The organism is Natronorubrum thiooxidans (genome assembly GCF_900156475.1).
Taxonomy (GTDB): domain Archaea; phylum Halobacteriota; class Halobacteria; order Halobacteriales; family Natrialbaceae; genus Natronorubrum; species Natronorubrum thiooxidans.
On the sequence record NZ_FTNR01000013.1, the window covers coordinates 96,584 to 112,452 of the forward strand.

General features: G+C 58.6%; 14 protein-coding genes. 4 read left to right on the forward strand and 10 right to left on the reverse strand.

Annotation, left to right across the window (positions count from 1 at the left end; genetic code table 11):
- Positions 1-243: 243 nt before the first annotated feature.
- Entirely contained in the window at positions 244-3,216 is a 2,973-nt protein-coding gene (locus BW940_RS16140) for a bacterio-opsin activator domain-containing protein (RefSeq protein ID WP_084776791.1), read from the reverse strand.
- A 441-nt stretch (positions 3,217-3,657) separates the two neighbouring features.
- On the opposite strand from BW940_RS16140, the gene BW940_RS22400 reads away from it, so the two are divergent.
- Entirely contained in the window at positions 3,658-4,122 is a 465-nt protein-coding gene (locus tag BW940_RS22400; RefSeq protein WP_268875557.1) for a HalOD1 output domain-containing protein, read from the forward strand.
- Between the two features lie 19 nt (positions 4,123-4,141).
- On the opposite strand, the gene BW940_RS16155 is transcribed toward BW940_RS22400, so the two are convergent.
- The 8 genes from BW940_RS16155 to gfo6 all read right to left on the reverse strand — a co-directional run bounded on the left by BW940_RS16155 (position 4,142) and on the right by gfo6 (position 12,594).
- Complete coding sequence (locus BW940_RS16155) at positions 4,142-5,608, reverse strand: hypothetical protein (RefSeq protein ID WP_143823917.1); 1,467 nt, start codon at positions 5,606-5,608, stop codon at positions 4,142-4,144.
- Positions 5,605-7,425: an NAD(P)/FAD-dependent oxidoreductase gene (locus BW940_RS16160; protein WP_076610245.1), complete on the reverse strand. Its 1,821-nt coding sequence runs from the start codon at positions 7,423-7,425 to the stop codon at positions 5,605-5,607. The genes BW940_RS16155 and BW940_RS16160 overlap by 4 nt, the downstream gene beginning before the upstream one ends.
- Positions 7,426-7,431: 6 nt before the next feature.
- Positions 7,432-7,596 (reverse strand): hypothetical protein, encoded by a 165-nt coding sequence (locus BW940_RS21540; RefSeq protein ID WP_159440179.1) that lies wholly within the window; start codon positions 7,594-7,596, stop codon positions 7,432-7,434.
- A 525-nt stretch (positions 7,597-8,121) separates the two neighbouring features.
- Complete coding sequence (locus BW940_RS16165; RefSeq protein WP_076610246.1) at positions 8,122-8,328, reverse strand: hypothetical protein; 207 nt, start codon at positions 8,326-8,328, stop codon at positions 8,122-8,124.
- A gap of 212 nt (positions 8,329-8,540) precedes the next feature.
- Positions 8,541-9,875: a Trk system potassium transporter TrkA gene (gene trkA / locus BW940_RS16170; protein ID WP_076610247.1), complete on the reverse strand. Its 1,335-nt coding sequence runs from the start codon at positions 9,873-9,875 to the stop codon at positions 8,541-8,543.
- A 144-nt stretch (positions 9,876-10,019) separates the two neighbouring features.
- Positions 10,020-11,149, reverse strand: a protein-coding gene (locus BW940_RS20880) for an IS630 family transposase (RefSeq protein WP_216819671.1) whose coding sequence is annotated in 2 segments (ribosomal slippage) — positions 10,020-10,714 and positions 10,714-11,149 — 1,131 coding nt in all. Because the reading frame shifts where the segments join, the coding sequence is not laid out codon by codon here.
- 55 nt (positions 11,150-11,204) lie between these two features.
- Positions 11,205-11,375 carry a hypothetical protein gene (locus BW940_RS21870; RefSeq protein ID WP_173834903.1) on the reverse strand — a complete coding sequence of 57 codons (171 nt, stop codon included), beginning with the start codon at positions 11,373-11,375 and terminating at the stop codon, positions 11,205-11,207.
- Between the two features lie 139 nt (positions 11,376-11,514).
- Positions 11,515-12,594, reverse strand: a complete 1,080-nt coding sequence (gene gfo6, locus BW940_RS16185) for a D-xylose 1-dehydrogenase Gfo6 (protein ID WP_076610250.1) — start codon at positions 12,592-12,594, stop codon at positions 11,515-11,517.
- Between the two features lie 350 nt (positions 12,595-12,944).
- Between gfo6 and BW940_RS16190 the strand changes: the two genes are divergently transcribed.
- From BW940_RS16190 to BW940_RS16200, 3 genes are all read left to right on the forward strand, one after another.
- Positions 12,945-13,925, forward strand: coding sequence for a prenyltransferase (locus BW940_RS16190; protein ID WP_076610251.1), 981 nt, complete (start codon positions 12,945-12,947; stop codon positions 13,923-13,925).
- A gap of 79 nt (positions 13,926-14,004) precedes the next feature.
- Complete coding sequence (locus BW940_RS16195) at positions 14,005-14,784, forward strand: DUF547 domain-containing protein (protein ID WP_076610252.1); 780 nt, start codon at positions 14,005-14,007, stop codon at positions 14,782-14,784.
- 340 nt (positions 14,785-15,124) lie between these two features.
- Positions 15,125-15,619 carry a peroxiredoxin family protein gene (locus BW940_RS16200; protein WP_076610253.1) on the forward strand — a complete coding sequence of 165 codons (495 nt, stop codon included), beginning with the start codon at positions 15,125-15,127 and terminating at the stop codon, positions 15,617-15,619.
- Between the two features lie 16 nt (positions 15,620-15,635).
- Here BW940_RS16200 and BW940_RS16205 read toward each other — a convergent pair whose 3' ends face one another.
- Positions 15,636-15,869, reverse strand: coding sequence for a hypothetical protein (locus BW940_RS16205; protein WP_076610254.1), 234 nt, complete (start codon positions 15,867-15,869; stop codon positions 15,636-15,638).

Here is a 15,869-nt window from a genome sequence, read left to right on the forward strand (position 1 = left end):
GTCGATTTGCTCGAGTTGTCGCGGTCAGTCTCTCTTTACTCACGAAGCATGGCTCTGCATCGAGTCTACCAGTATTGTCAACGATATACTATTGTTCCGATGGTTTTCTGCAGACGAATATCCGACATCGCGATCCGCTTGGCCAACCGATATCGGTGAGAAACGACCCGAGAGACGTTGCGAGTGATGTGTGAGCGGTTTGATTCGAGTCGACAACAGTTCCATTGGTTCGTCTCGAGACGGTCAATCCAACCCAGTTAACCCTTCGTCAAAAATCATTGATAGTAGCTTTCGCTGTGCTGCTCGCAGATGATGATTGAACGTCGGTTGTGCGATTTCGAGCATGGCAGCAACGTCCGTTCCAGTGGTCTCGCGTGGAACCGTAAAATACCCGCTCGCGTAGGCCGTTTGCAAAACCTCTAGCTGGCGATCAGTAAGACGACGTTCGAGTTCTGCACCGAATTCATGCTGTGAGATGGCGGTTCGCTCACGATCCTGTTGTCTAACGACCGTCGAACGTGGGTAAGTTCGCGTGAATGTGGTGACAAATCTGCGAACGTCGGCATCGGTCGGAAGATGGACGACGATAGACCCTCGACCCTCCGATGCCGTTATTCGTTTCGGAACAGCACCGTAATCGAGCAGTCGTGCGATAACACTCTCATCGGTGAGCGTACACTCGAACAGGTGTCTGTCGCCACGTTCTGTAACGAATCGCATATCCGTTATGACAGTAGCCCGCTCCGTCAGCGCTTGTATCTCATCTACTGTCGCTCCGGTGACGGTGAAAAACCCACGCAAAGAGCCGTCAGGACGGGTCGTCATGCTCTCGAACGTGATCGTACAATCCGTCTCTGTCGTCCATTCGAGGAACTGGAACTGTTCGTCCTCGATCTGGAACTCGAGTTCAACAACGTCGGTACCGACGAGCGTGCGTTTCGTTTCAATTGTGTTGATTGCATGCCCAATCCACAAGCCCAGATACTGGAACAACTCGTGGTCGAGGTCGCTGAAGACTCCTGGTCGCTCGGCGTACATCGCGATCCCGCCATAGCACACTCCCCGAAAGACAAACGGAAAAGCACAGATCGATCGAAAGCCACGTTTCAGCGCTTCGGTACGCCACTGTGCCGACGACGAATCAACTATCAGACGGTCGACCGTCTGCGGTTTACCGGTATCGATCGCCGCTACCAACGGCTCTGTTTCTATTGCCCAGTCGTCACCGCCGGTTCGAAGCCGCTCTAAATAGTCGTTTTCGAGGCCGGCACGTTCTCGTGGAACGATCGTCTCCCCTGCTTCATTGTTTTCGCCGATCCAGACGAACGTGCAGGAATCGTCCGTGACGAATCGCTCACAGAGAGCACTCTCGAGTGCGTCACGCGTCCGTGAGTCCTCGATTAGTTTCCCGACGTCTTGCATCAGTTCGATACCGTCGACGAGCCGATCGATAGTTGCAGTGTCCGTAGCACGTTCACGTTCGATCGATTCGAGCCGGTCGTTTCGGCCAACACCGTCGAGTAGTAGCCTCGTAACCATCGCTAAGACGTGTGCAATCGCGAGCTCCGGGGCGGTCGGTCGGTCCCCTTTACAAGCGCCAGTAATGAGGATTCCGTGGCCAGACAGTGGCAAGACGATTCCGCGACCGAGAGCAGGGTCGTCCACGGGGCGTGCCGGCTGCGGGAGCAGGGTGGCGACAGAGACTGGTTCACGTTCGAAAAACGTTTGCCAGCACGGATCAGTGCCGCCGTCGTCGAACGGGAGTTCGTCGGATGCAGTGTCGAACCGTGACGTTTTCCCGGCGAGTCGGAGTACGTCGTCAGCTTCGTCGTAGAGGTACACTGCAGCAACAGACAGCCCTCGAATCCTCGCACAGACGTCGACAACCAGTTCACAGATCGTCTCCAGTGTGTCACAATCACCGGCCGTCTGGAGACCCCGCTCGAGTGTCACCAGGTTTTGCCTCGTGGCTTCCATCTCGACAGCGATGGTGAGGAGGGTTCCAACCGTTTGAAGGAACTCGGTTTCGCCGACCGAAAACTCGCGTGGTTCTGCCGTGTAGACGCCGATAACCCCCCAGGGACGGTTATCTATCCCGATTTTAGCGCTGATTCCGCCCGCGATGTCGTGAGCAGTGAGGATCCTCGAGCGGTCGAACGGTGACTCCGGCCGACCGGTTTCGAAAACCACAGGCTCGTCCGCAGCTATCGTCCGTTCGACGTGTGGATCCGCCGAACCGTCCAGCTGTCGTGCGATCGCTGATTGCTCCCATCCGACCCCCGCCCGAAGTGTGATCGTCTCCTCGTCGGCTCGTCGCTCGAAGATGCCCACGTACTCGCAGTCGAGTTCGGTGGCTGCGTACGAGACGATTCGCTCGAGTCGAGCCTCGAAGCTGTGGTTCTTGTTTGACGACGGAACGAACTTGGAGACGATCTGTCGAGGGTCGATCGAACGAAACGGTCCGATCCCGTTGAATTCCCTCCCGCCAGCCACCGAGGAGAGGCACAAATATTCGCCGTCTATGCGATCTATTACTCGTCGCGTGAGGACTCTGGTACCGTCTTTTCGAACGGCAGTTACGTTACGGGACGTCCGTCTGTACGGGCCGTCAGACGTGGCTTTCCGTTTGATTCGTTTCGGATCCTCGTCCGGCCAGAGGTCAGTCCACGGGTTTCCAACCAGTTCCTCGACGCCGTATCCAAGCGGGTTTGCAAACCCCTCACTGACAGCGACAAAGGAACACTCCTCGTCCAACAAACAGCTACCAGCGGGCGTTGGTGGCTGGCTTGGCGGGTGTTCGTCGTCTCCTCTCCGTTCGACCGTCCTGACGATCCTCGAGGCCAGTAGCCGATAATACCGATCGCCGCTGTTTGTAGAGACGTAATCGGTCGCACCTGCTTCGAGAATTCGGTTGACGGTATTCGCCGCGGTAACGTCCGTAAACACGAAATATGGGAGCGTCGGATACATCGAACGAACGGCCGTCAGTAACCGTTCACCGGCGTTATCGGGAAACCGGCCATCGCTAACGATACAATCGAGCGACGCTTCCTCGAGAACAGCAAAAACGTCCGCGACGGTCGTCGCCGTCACGACGTCCATTCCGTACTCGTCTTCGAGAACGGAGCCCACATTCACACCCGCAGTCGGATCGGTGCCAACGAGAAGAACAGTTATTGGTTCCTCAGCACCCACCGTACCCTGTCTCGAGTCCATAGTCACTCCAAAGTGAGATGATGACCGACAGGACTCTCAGAGCGGGACTGACCGCTCAACGAGGGGTGATCGACCACGTGCCAGTGGCAGAGACGGGAGAGTGTCATTGCTGTACCTCGGTCGACACCATGCCGGTGCTGGATTCGATGCAGCCACTACATCGGCACGGCTGGGATACCAGAGACAACATTACTGTGTATCTGAGAGCCGGAGCCGTGAGAATCAAGTACCTATGAACGTTGGATCTATCGACCGACGTGGATAGAATTTACTGACTGATAGGTCAACTCCGGTTCGAACACCCTTCCTCGGAGGAAATCTCGATCGATAGTGATCGAAATCGCTCGGTACTACTCACCAAGCGACCATCGTTATTCTCGCAGCGACCGTGGTGCAGAGATGGTTATGTACACAGCCCCACTGTACGAGGAACGACAGCTAATGACGTCTGGTCGGTTGGTAGCCACAGTCCGAAATGCCGTCGCTGCGGTAGAGTGTGCTACTCCGAATTCGATCGAACCAGTTAGCGAGGTCGTCGACAAAGAAGCGTTACGGACCCTCGTCGAAACGAGTCCCCAGTGCACTACCGAATCGTCGGTGTGCGTGAGTTTCGAACTGTCGAGATGTGCAGTGTTCGTCTACCAGGACGGGCGCATCGTCGCCTTTCCCGTCGAACTCGTTCCCGATCGGCCCGCCGGAATCGGCCTCGCTAACTGTCCCACTGATTTCGAACGGACCCTTTCGAACGTCGTTCAAACTGCTCATCAAACCGGAATTGACGTCTGTGGAAGTTGGTCGCTTCGCAACGGGTCTGCGGGTCCGGACTTGGAAGTCGCGATCTCCGAGATCACGAACCCCGCTCACGAGAAAGATGGAGAGCGCACTGTAAGAACGGACCGATTTTGAAGACCACCTTCTCGTGGATTCACAACACGACGACGAGAACGAACATGCCGAGACCGAGGATGAATAGCCACGCTGCAGGTGCGGGAGTCCCTGCCGTGCGGCGACGGTCACGTTCTCGGTCGGTGAATCGGGGATGGAGTCGTCCCCACTTCCGTTGGCGTCGTTCGAGCAAATAGAATACGCCGCCGGTCGCGCCACCGTAAGCGAGATGACCAATCAACGACGGAAAGGCGGCCGCCATAGCAGTCCCACTCCACGCGAGTGGTGCGCCCAAAAGCGCCGGAAAGAGCGTGAGTGCACCGACGAACCACCAGATGAGTCCGTACAGAAAGCCCCATGCAACGCCAGAACCGACGGTCCACGACTCGTAGCAATAGAGCTGTCCATACGTAACCCCGATGATCGCGCTGATCGCGATGTGGACAAGAAATCCCACGGTGGGAGACGGCTGGCCTACCAACTCTGCGACCGCGACCAGGTCTCCGGTCGTCCACATGATACCCCCGAAGATAAGCCCCCCGACGAGACTTGCCAGGAGACCCCACCCTGTGCGCTGGAGCACCGTGATGCCGGGCGCAGTCACCGACCGGTTCAGTGGATCGGATTCGTAGAACAACGTGAGCCACGTCCGGTCTACGATCGAGTAGAGGACGCCGAGGAGAATGCCATACACCGCATGACCGACGAACGAACCCAGTTGTCCACTAACCGCCGCTCCCGTCCACGTGACCGTCGAGCCGAGAAAGAACGGGAAGAGCGTGAGTCCTCCGAGAAGCCACCAGAACAACCCATACGCCAATCCCCACGTCATGGACGAGCCGTGACCACGCGCGTCCCGCTGGAAGAGCAGTCCGAACGTGACGCCGATGAAGACGGCAATGAGAAAGTGAACAAGCCGCCCGAGACCCGGACTGGTCGTGCCGACCAGTTCGGCGACGAGTGGAAACATCCCGACGTCGGCCATCCAGATACTGAATCCCCATCCACCGACGACGCCGGCGATTCCACCAGCGAACAGCGCCCGAACGGGATCGATTGGCTCGAGCGGGCCGTCGGTTCGTCGCGTCTGCCACAGTCCAACGGCCAGACCAACCGGCGCTCCCAGACCAAGAAGGATCCGTATCAGGGTCGGAACGTGAGTGTCGACAGTCGTCAGTTCGACGAATCCGAGGAGTGACGAAAGAGAGAGGAACGTCCCCACGGAGAGCACCCACGCGAGAACTCCCGTTCCGAGACCCCAGATCAACCCTCGTCCCGGATCAGTCGCTCGGGACCCGATCACGACCGTCACGACGATCCCGTAGAGAACTCCGAGAGGAAGCCAGTATACACGTCCCTGACCGATACCGATCAGCCAGAGAACGCCGAGGAGACCAGCACTCCCACCGATCATCGACGTCGACCCGTCCACCGAGACCGATCCCCGTCGTCTCCTATCGGCTTCGGTTATCCAACCACCCACATCGACTGCCGGAGTCAGTCTCATTGCTCCTCCGGCGGGCGTCGTCGCTCCCCCATCGTCTGGACGAACTCTCGTGGAAAGACGAGTTCGATGAGCCAGCTAACGAGCACTCGAATCTTTCGATCCGTTCCGGGAAGTTTGCTCAAATAGACGAGTCGCCACAACACCCACGCGAGTAGTCCCGAGAACTGCCTCCCCCAGAGTTCCGCACACGCCGTCTGGTAGCCGACGACGGCGAGCGATCCCGGCGACCGGTAGTCGAGTTCTGAAACGGAGCCGCCGGTTACCGACGCGTAGATATTGTCCGCGAGCACGGTCCCCGCCCGGGTCGCGTGTTCGGCGGTCGGAGGCGATCGCGTGCCGGTTTCCGGATCGGGTACGGCCGCACAGTCCCCGGCGGCCCACACGCCGTCGTATCCCGGAACGGACAGCGAGGCGTCGACGGTGATGGCACCCGGTCGCTCTGCAGGCACGCCGAGCAACTCGACGAACGGATTCGGTCGATTGCCGGCGGTCCACACCAACGTCTCAGTCCCGATCGATTTCCCCGTCGAGAGGGAGACGACTCCCGTTCGTCGATCTGCGGTCTCGAGGTACGTTTCGAGTTCGAAGCGAACGCCACGGTCTCGCATTCGCTCGAGGGCGTACGCTGCGAGCGTGTCGCTCAATTCGGGCATGATTCGGTCGCGGGAATGGACGACGACAACCTCGACGTCCGCCGAAGAGATAGTCGGATAATGAATGAGCGTTCCGCGGACGAAATCGTTGAGTGCGCCCGCGAACTCCGCCCCGGCGAATCCCGCACCGGCGATGACGAACGTCAGCAACCGCTCTCGAGTCGCCGGATCAGCCGTTCGTTCGGCCCGTTCGAAACAGCCGATGACATGGTTTCGGATCGCCATCGCATCCGCAAGCGTCTTGAAATCGAACGCGAACTCGCGAACGCCTTCGAGCCCCTTGTAATCGGCGACAGAACCGAGGGCTACCACCAGGTGATCGTACGGGACCAGATCTCGACTCGCTGAATCCCCGATCGACCGGGTCTCGTTGGCGGGAATGTCGGTGCTTCGTCCGTCGACTGGACAGTCGTCATCCGTGTCGAGAACGACGTATCCCTCCTCGAGGTCGACGTCGACTGCCGTTCCCATGAGTACCTCCGTTCGTTTCAAACTGGTTCGAAGTGGCGTAGTGACGTGCGTCGGCTCGAGACCGCCGGCAGCCACTTCGGCGAGTAGTGGCGTGAACAGAATTGCGTTCGTCTCACTGACGAGTGTAAATTGGACTGTCGGATCGGGTCCGAATCGCTTCTCGAGTCGTTTTGCGACGGTCAGACCGGCGAAGCCACCACCAAGAATAACGATCCGCGTTTCGATTGCCGGCTGCCGAGGCTTCCGGCTCACGCGACCGTATCGCACCTCGAGCACAGACGACGCCGCCACCAGCAACAGACCAACGAGCGTCCCGGCGACGGTCCAACCCACCAGCGTGGGCGCGAGGGCAGTACTCCCCTCGAGCCCCCATTCTGGCTGCCTCGAGTGAACAAGGGGGAGCCCGATTACGTGGACCAGCAGCCACGCTGGGACACTCATTGCTGCAGCACTGACTGCGTGGTCAAGATACGAGCCCGTGCTCGGACCGAATCCGAGTCCGTACAGGAGTCCAAAAACCGGCCCGAGAGCGACCCCCAGTATCCACGGCTCGATAATCGTCGAAAGGATGATACCGGGAACGATACCGGCCACAAACCCGGCGAGCAGCGTGCGCTCGAGAACTGGATCTCTCCCCGCAGACAGTGTTCTTCGAACGCCGGAACCGAGTGTGACCAGTGAAACGACGGTCATTCGTCGTCACTCGCTGTCGGCGTTGTCGTCCGAACCGTTTTCATCTCCCCTCTCTCTACCCTTTCTCTCGCTCTCTGTCGATTCAGTCTCCGTCTCTGGTAGGGGTTCGTCCTCGTCGGGACCTGCAATTATCACTCCGGCAACTGCTATCAGCAGCGTTCGACGACTCATACCCGTACATGACTCGCGATCGTTTTGAAGCCGGGAGGAACAATGACGACGAACGGTGAAGAGACAGGGAGATGCGCCCCCTAAAATCAAATTCTCAGTACGTTTCGAACAATATGGTCCCCAGATACCCACACAGTTATGACAATATTAAGACAGTATCGATACGATACACGCCCGAAGGCGATTCGTAGTAAACACTGTGACCAAAACAGTATCAATGGAGTTGTATCGGGAAACTTGCCGAATATATTTCTAACTATCTACTTCATGAATTTAAATGTCCAGGAATCCAATGCAAAACAGGGCGGGCCTACATATGACAGATAACACGTGATAACGACAAATGACCGAAATCACAGCAATTGTCTTCGTAGTCCCGTCTCGAGTGATAACAATGGATAAAAAACTCTATAAATCGATAGAATCATCCGATGAATCACGACGTTCCCTCTTGACGAAGGGATTCCTCACAGCAGGCGCACTCGTATTCGGACTGGCCGGGACTGGACCCGTCGCAGCGACCTCTCAGCCGAGGACGAACACAAGAGGCTCTGGTGGAAGGAGTTCCTCGGAAACGTCTTCCAGTTCGAGTTCGAGTAGCACCAACACTAGCCGGACCGGCACTACCGGAACGACCAGCAGCAACACGACTGGAACGAATACCACCGGGATCCGAACCGGCCGAACAGGGACCAGTGGAATCCGTACTGGGAGGACCGGAGCGAGCGGCATCAGAACCGGAAACACCCGCACTGGTCGAACAGGTACCAGCGGAATCCGCACTGGGAGAACTGGAACAAGTAGCATCAGGACCGGAAACATCCGCACTGGTCGAATAGGTACCAGTGGTATTCGGAGGCCCAACACGGGTACCACCGGCCGATAATCGCGACATCGCGGCCGCTCGATTTCGAGCGTACGCAGTACGAATTCGGTGGATCGTCTCAAAGAACCGTTCTGGCTTCCTCGAGAACCGCCGTGTCGACGAAAACCACGAGACGATCGCCAGGGTTGACGACCGTCGCTCCGCGAGGCGTCACAAGTTCCCCGTCTCGAGATATCGCGCCGATCACGACACGCTCAGGGAGCTCCAATGTCGACTCGGCGAGTTCACGACCGGCGAGAACGCTGTCCGCGTCGACGACGACTTCGATGACCTCTGCACGGTCGTGTTCGAGAAAGGCGATTTTCTCGGTGAGGTCTGTACGGGTGAACCCGACGATTTGCTCGGCTGTCTCCTCTCGAGGGTTGATCGTGACGGTGACACCGACGGTCTCGAACAGTTCGAGGTATTCGATCTTCTCGATGACGGCAACAGTTCGCTCGACACCAGCTTCACGCGCGAGCAGCGAAACCAAGAGATTCTTTTCGTCGCTGTCGAGGGCTGCGACGACGATGTCGGCTTCGGCAATGTGTGCACTGGCGAGAAATTCGGTGTCGGTTGCGTCGGTCTCGAGAACCAGTGTCTTCGGAAGCGCCTCGGCGGCCTCACGGGCTCGCTCGTGGTCGTGTTCGATGAGTCGAGTACGGTACTCGTGGGCTTCGAACTCCCGGGCAACGTGGAAGCCGATCACGCTCGCTCCGAGAATGACGATTTCCTTGGCGGCCTCGTGGTCGGGTATCGTGAGATCGTCGGCGAAGGTATCGATCGCGTCCGGGCTCCCGATAACGACGATTCGATCACCAGCCTCGATAACCGACTCACCCGTAAGAATGAGCATCTCGTCGCCTCGAAACAGCGCAGCGAAGGTCAGCGAGTCGTAAATATCGATTTCCCGGACAGCGCGGTTGGCGATCGAAGAGCCTGGCTTGACGTCGAACTCCGCCATTCGAACGAGCCCACCTGCAAAGATATCCACGTCCTGGACGGCCGGAAGCCCCGAGATACGGCAAATCGCTTGGGCAACGAGAATATCCGTACAGACCATGAAATCGACGCCAAGCCAGCCCTCTGATAAGCCCCACGTCTCGAGGAGGGAGTAGCGACTGACTCGAGCGATGGTAAACGCGTCACTTTCGATCTTTGCAGCCCCACAGATGACGATATTGGTTTCGTCGTTGTCGGTACAGGCAACAACGAGATCGACATCGTCGAGGCCTGCGGCACGGAGTGTGTCGATCTCGGAACCGTCACCGTGGACCGCGAGGACATCCATGGAGTTGGTGAGTGCCGCCACAACGGTTCCGTCCCGATCGATGACAGCGACGTCGTGTGATTCCTGGAGAGTGGCAGCAATCGCCCAGCCAACCTCGCCGGCACCGACAACGATCACGTACATAGAACGATCCCGCTATTCGGTTCGAAGTCGCACGAAACGATAGCGAAGTCGACTGGAGCAAACGTCGAGGAGAATGATCGAAAGGGTTCGTGTCTACAAGTCTTATAACAGCGCATTATTGACCTTGAGCGCACTAGTACGGCTTCAATCATGATTTGTTGGATATAGCTGGCGGAGCTTGATTCGAGCGTTGTCGGTCGTGAATTGCCAGTCAATCGTGGATTCGTCCTCGTTTCGAGTACGTTCCCACGCAGCGACCTCCGCACGGAGTGTCGCTGCGTCAGGAATGCGCCGATCAAGACATTCCGTCCACAGGGCGCTGAACTCAATCTCTGCCATGTTCAGCCAACTCCCGTGTTCCGGCGTGAAGTGAAATTCGAGCTTGTTGAGCAATCGACGAGCTTCTTCTGGCGGGAGATGTTCATAGAAGGCGTACCGTTGGTGCGTGTTCAGATTGTCCATTACTACCCGGATGCCGACTGCATCCGGGTAGTGATCATCCACGAGCGATTGCATTTGCTGGACGAACTCCTGTTTGCGCCGCCGCTTCGTTACCTCGACGTGTCGCCAGCCGGTCAGCGGTTCGCTCATCACGAAGAGGTTGCGTGTTCCATTCCGTTCGTACGTGTAGTCGTACCGAGCGACCGCTCCCGGACGTGCCGGGAGCGGGTCGCGGACCTCTTTGTGCAGTTCCTTGTTGGACTCGTCAAAACAGACGACCGGGCGGCGTGGATCGTATGGTTCGTGATAGAGATCGAGGACTTCCTCCATCTGGCAGACAAAGGCGGCGCTGTTTTCAGGCGTAATCACCCATGATTTTGATCGGTGAGGGTGCAGTCGTGTTTTTTCAGAACCTGTCGAACAGTCTCGTGAGAGATCGACTCGACGTCGATCTCGGTGAGGGCGACAAAGCGCTCGGCTAGAAGATGCAGCGACCAGCGAGACCGTCCTTCCGGTGGGTCGCTGCAGGCCAATGCAATGAGATGTGCTTCTTCATGTCCGTCGAGTTTACGCTCGTAGACGCGGTCGGCCTTGCGGCGAGTGATCGCCGCGAGGCCGTCCTCAGTGTAGCGTTTCCGGACGCGTCCAACTGTGCCGGGATGACAGCCGACGGCTTCACTGACCTGCTGGTCAGTCAAGCCGTCATCCGAGTGCAAGAGACACCGTGCGCGTGTGAGTTCCCGCGTTTTGTACGTGCCCGCTGAAAGCATTGCATTCAGCTCCGCTCGTTCATCGGCAGACAGATCGACAGAGTACTGTTGTGTTCGTGGCATGATTTACTTCAGAAAATTTCTGAACACACTCTAGAGGCGCTCTACGCAGATAAAGCTAGCAGTTCAGGGCTGAAGCCGCACTAGATTCGTCGGTTTCGTAGGCAGCCATGATGAGGCCGACGACCTCTGGATTCGACGGCTCGTATCCGAGTTGTCGTTCGATACTGTCTTTGATTTCCTCGAATCGGTCACCTTTCGACCCGTACAGTTTGATGTGGGATGTCATCTACGTGGGTACAAACGACACGGATTGTTGTGAGTTGTCTCCCTCTGTAGTTTGATGCAATAGGACCAACGTCCATTGGGTGGTCGCTCGAGGAACTCGAATACGCATCACGATCGACGGTACGGATGATCGAGGTACCTCACTCGAGACTCGGAATCTCGACGGTTTTTCCCGACGCTGCTGCACCGTAGGTTGCCTCAACGGCGACGATATCTCGAAGACTATCTTCGCCGTCCGGTTCGGGCTCGGTTCCAGTGAGTATGCAGTACCCGAAGTAGTCGAACTCTTCGAGTACTTCGTCGCCTGGAGCCCCTCCGTACTCCATTCCAACGTCGCCACACTCGACATAAATGTCGTGGGGAACGACGCCGCCAAACGGCGAGGAAACCGAGACCAGACCCTCGGTTCCGATTACTCTGAGCCCACTCGTCGGGTGTGAGTTGTAACTTGCCGTACACGATGCCGTCACTACACCGGGAAACTCGAGTTGAAACGCGACGTGCTCGTCGACATCCGCGAACGCCTCGTCGGTCGAGTGGGTCGTCGCAGTGACCGCGATCGGGTCACGTTCGAGCAAGAACCGAATCGTGTTCAGCGGATAGACGCCCAGATCGACGAGTGCACCACCACCGGAGAGATCGGGATCGAGTCGCCACGACTCTGGGCCAGCCTGCTCGAGGAGTGGATTCGAAAACCCAGCGTGGATCTGGACGACGTCCCCGATAACGCCGTCTTCGATCAGTTCGCGAGTGCGTCGAACTGACGGCTCGAGCTGGAGTCGGTAGGCAGTCATCAGCGTGACGCCCGCGTCGTCGCAGGCATCGATCGTCGCTCGAGCGCGCTGGACGGTCGTATCGAGCGGTTTCTCACAGAGGACGTGTTTGCCACGATCGGCTGCGGCGACGGCGTACTCACCGTGGGTCGCGTTCGGGGTTGCGACGTAGACGGCGTCGTACGCATCCGTGGCATCGCCCTCGAGGAAATCGTCGTAGCTACTGACCGTTTCGACGTCGTACTCGTCCGCGATCTCGAGGGACGAGTCGGGCGAACCGGTCACCAGCACAGTCGTCTCACAGTAGTCGCTCGCGTCGATGGCGGGTAAGGCGCGATTGCGCGCAAACCCGCCGATTCCGACAATCGCCAGTCGAACGGTCCCGTCTGGAACAGTCTCTTGCCAGTCTCGGCGCGCGAAATCCTCGAAGTAGGATTCGAGTCCCATATCGAATGAACGATCCCCACTGGTAAGGTCGTATGGTAAGCATGAACAGTGTGTCTTGTGCTAGAGACGCGATCAGTTGCGGACTACCGCGCAGTTTCGAGCGTCTCCGATTCAGGGACGGCCGACTGAGACGGGCACCTGGAAACGGATGGTCCTCGAGGCAGTTCACAGAATTGCACGACGGATGTGCTGAGACAACGTCTCACAGATCGGAAGCGGATTTGAACCCCCGAGGACGAGGGTCGCGACTCGCACGTTCTGTATGAGCCATGGAACATCACTGCACCATCCATCGATGGCGAACGCGAGTGCACCGATAGGGCTACTGTCGGACGACGTGAAGGGAGTCTGTGACCAGCTCGAACGCCGACCGATCGACCACTGACTCGTGGGTTGTGGATCGGTTCCCGAGACTCTGGACGCTCTGGACGGCTGCCCGACCGAGCCAACTCGCGCTCATCGTGGTGGTCTACATGTTCGGCGTTGGAATGGCGACGACTGGTCCCCCACTGATTGCGGCCGATTCAGCACCCGCTGGCGTACACTCTGTCCATTTCCTCGAGACGGTTCTGATGGGAGTAATCGCTCTTCTACCGGTCGCGGTAGCGATCCACTCCGCCAACGAGTACGCCGACGTCGAGACAGACGCGCTGACGACTCGAACGCCGTTTTCGGGTGGAAGCGGCGCAATCGATCGGGCGGGGGTGTCGCCGTCGGTCCTGCGATCGGCGACAGTGGGCTCGGCTGCGCTCGCGGTGGTCGTTGTGGCAGGTGTCGATTTGATCGGCGGTTTTCCACTCGATGCCATCGCGTTGCTCGCGGCGATCTTCGGACTCGGACTTGCGTATTCGCTGCCGCCGATCGCGTTCGTTCGACGCGGTGTTGGGGAAGTCGTCAACGCCGTCCTCGGTGGTGTGTTGCTTCCGTTGTACGGTGTCGCAGTCGTCGCGTCTCCACGACCTACCGTCGTACTCGCGGTCGTCCCGTTCACATTACTGGTCGGCTGTAACCTCCTGGCGACACACTGGCCGGACAGAGCTGCAGATGCTGCCGTCGGAAAACGCACGCTCGCGGTTCGGTGGTCGCCAACGCGTATTCGCCGAGCGTTCGCCACACTCGCTGCAACTGCAGCAGTTGTCACCGTCATCCTCTGGCTCGAGGAGATCCTTCCTGACGCGGTCGCTCTCGCGCATCTCGCTCCGGTCCCGTTCGTCCTCTGGAGTTGGGCTGTTCTCACGCGACAGCGGTCGCCGCTCCCGGCCGTCCTCGCGATGGTCGTTCTCGCGGTGACGGGAACGATCGCGTGGTGGTGGACGGGCGTCGTCACGTAGCGCGTTGCCGGCCTCCCGTTCCCGCGACGCCGGTGCCAGACCGCACAACGATTTTATATCATGATGGCCGTTGTCATGTATGGTAAACCCCCCAGATGGGGATTCCGAAACTGCTTCCGCAGCTGCTCCTGTAGACGGGTCGACGCCGACGCATCTGTCGCTGACGACAGCCGCCTCGCGGCTCCTCGAGAGCGTCAAATACGAGACGCCGCCCAAGCCGTTCCTGAACCGTCTCGCAGGCGCCACCGACGACGATCTTACTACCGTCCGAACCGACCGGCAAGCGGGACTGGCGTTCTGGCTCAACGTCTACAACGCAGCCACTCAGCTCCTGCTCGAGCGCCGTCCAGAACGCTTCGAGTCACGCCTGCGATTCTTCCGTGCACACGCGGTAACCGTCGGCGGCACCCACCTCAGCCTCGACGACATCGAACACGGCGTTCTCCGCGGCGGAAAATCAAAGTACGGACTCGGGTATCTTCCGCGACTCGAGTCGACGGGGCTCGGTCGGTCCTACCGGCTCGAGGTGGATCCACGGATCCATTTCGCACTCAATTGTGGGGCCGCGAGCTGTCCGGCAATTCTCACATACGATCCCGACACGATCGACGAAACGCTGGACTACGCGACGCAATCGTATCTCGATGAGACGGTGACCTACGACGCCGACCGAAACCGCGTTCGGGTCCCACGGCTGTGTCTGTGGTTCATCAGTGATTTCGGCGGTCGATCGGGCGTTCGACAACTCCTTCGTGAGTTCGAGCAGATTCCGCCTGAATCGTCGCCGTCGCTTCGGTTTCACGGATACGACTGGACGAAAGCGGGTCGGAAATTCGGGAAAACCGATCGAACCGAGTGACGGGACGGCGCTCGAAGCATTAGAACCGTCGCGTCGTCGAGCAGATAGACGATTTCACGGCTGTACGAGGAGTGGCAGGAACCAACCGACAGCACGACTGGTCGGATCAGCACGGCATTCTTTCGAGACGATTCGTCGGCCCCGGGCGGTGTCGTCTGGCTCGATCTCCAGGAAACCTGGCTCGAGAACGGTTCGAACTGATAGTGACACGGCTGACGTCCTCGAACTGCCACCACAGCTTGTCCGTATCGGAACGTGAGGGACACGTCTGGACGATCCGATCGTGTATCGTACGCCCCCCAACCGAACGGTTTTGCGTCGCCGACCCCTGAATCTAGCTATGACCGACCCGGTCTCGGAGTTTTCCCGACCGAACGTGGCAGCGGGACCGAATCCGTTTTCGCTGTCCGCGCTCCCTGACAACGTCGCGTTCGTCGCGCTGTTCTTCCAGCGCGACCACTACTGTACGAACTGCCGCAGTCAGGTACAAGACCTCGCAGATCGCATCGAGGAGTTTCACGAGCGAGACACCGAAGTCGTCTCGATCGTCCCGGAGTCGGTCGACCACGTCGAGGAGTGGCAGTCCCGGTACGACCTCCCGTATCCCCTGCTCGCGGACCCCGATGCGTCGGTCGGCGACGCCTACGATCAGCCCGTTCGGTTCGGAATTCTCGGCGCACTCAGCGATTTCTTTGGCCGAATGCCCGCAGTCGTCATCGTCGACCGGCGCGGTGACGAGCCAGTGATCGCCGCCACCCACCGGGGCCGATCGACGTTCGACCGACCCGACATCAACGAATTAATCGCAGAGTTGGACGAGCTGCGATCGGCGTGAGTTCCGGTAAAATAAATCAGGCGCTTGTACCGACGTCGAAGACTCGCTTGCGGGTGGTGTAGGCGAAAACCAACGTCGTTTGCCGTGCGGGTGAAGCCGTCACTGCTGCCATCAGGTACGGAAAGAAGCTAATCTCTATCAGATCCCCCTCCCGTCGGACGTTTGTGTCAGCTAGTCGACTGTCCACTTCCTCACAGCGCTCGGCTACGATCAACGCTCCCTCGAGGGGGCCGTCGACGTCCAGTGCCAT

Coding starts and splice junctions, on each gene's coding strand:
- BW940_RS16140 (WP_084776791.1), bottom strand. CDS start 3,216: ATGGACTCGAGACAGGGTACGGTGGGTGCTGAGGAACCAATAACTGTT.
- BW940_RS22400 (WP_268875557.1), top strand. CDS start 3,658: ATGACGTCTGGTCGGTTGGTAGCCACAGTCCGAAATGCCGTCGCTGCG.
- BW940_RS16155 (WP_143823917.1), bottom strand. CDS start 5,608: ATGAGACTGACTCCGGCAGTCGATGTGGGTGGTTGGATAACCGAAGCC.
- BW940_RS16160 (WP_076610245.1), bottom strand. CDS start 7,425: ATGACCGTCGTTTCACTGGTCACACTCGGTTCCGGCGTTCGAAGAACA.
- BW940_RS21540 (WP_159440179.1), bottom strand. CDS start 7,596: ATGAGTCGTCGAACGCTGCTGATAGCAGTTGCCGGAGTGATAATTGCA.
- BW940_RS16165 (WP_076610246.1), bottom strand. CDS start 8,328: ATGCCGCTCGCTCCGGTCCTCCCAGTACGGATTCCACTGGTCCCTGTT.
- trkA (WP_076610247.1), bottom strand. CDS start 9,875: ATGTACGTGATCGTTGTCGGTGCCGGCGAGGTTGGCTGGGCGATTGCT.
- BW940_RS21870 (WP_173834903.1), bottom strand. CDS start 11,375: ATGACATCCCACATCAAACTGTACGGGTCGAAAGGTGACCGATTCGAG.
- gfo6 (WP_076610250.1), bottom strand. CDS start 12,594: ATGGGACTCGAATCCTACTTCGAGGATTTCGCGCGCCGAGACTGGCAA.
- BW940_RS16195 (WP_076610252.1), top strand. CDS start 14,005: ATGGTAAACCCCCCAGATGGGGATTCCGAAACTGCTTCCGCAGCTGCT.
- BW940_RS16200 (WP_076610253.1), top strand. CDS start 15,125: ATGACCGACCCGGTCTCGGAGTTTTCCCGACCGAACGTGGCAGCGGGA.
- BW940_RS16205 (WP_076610254.1), bottom strand. CDS start 15,869: ATGGCACTGGACGTCGACGGCCCCCTCGAGGGAGCGTTGATCGTAGCC.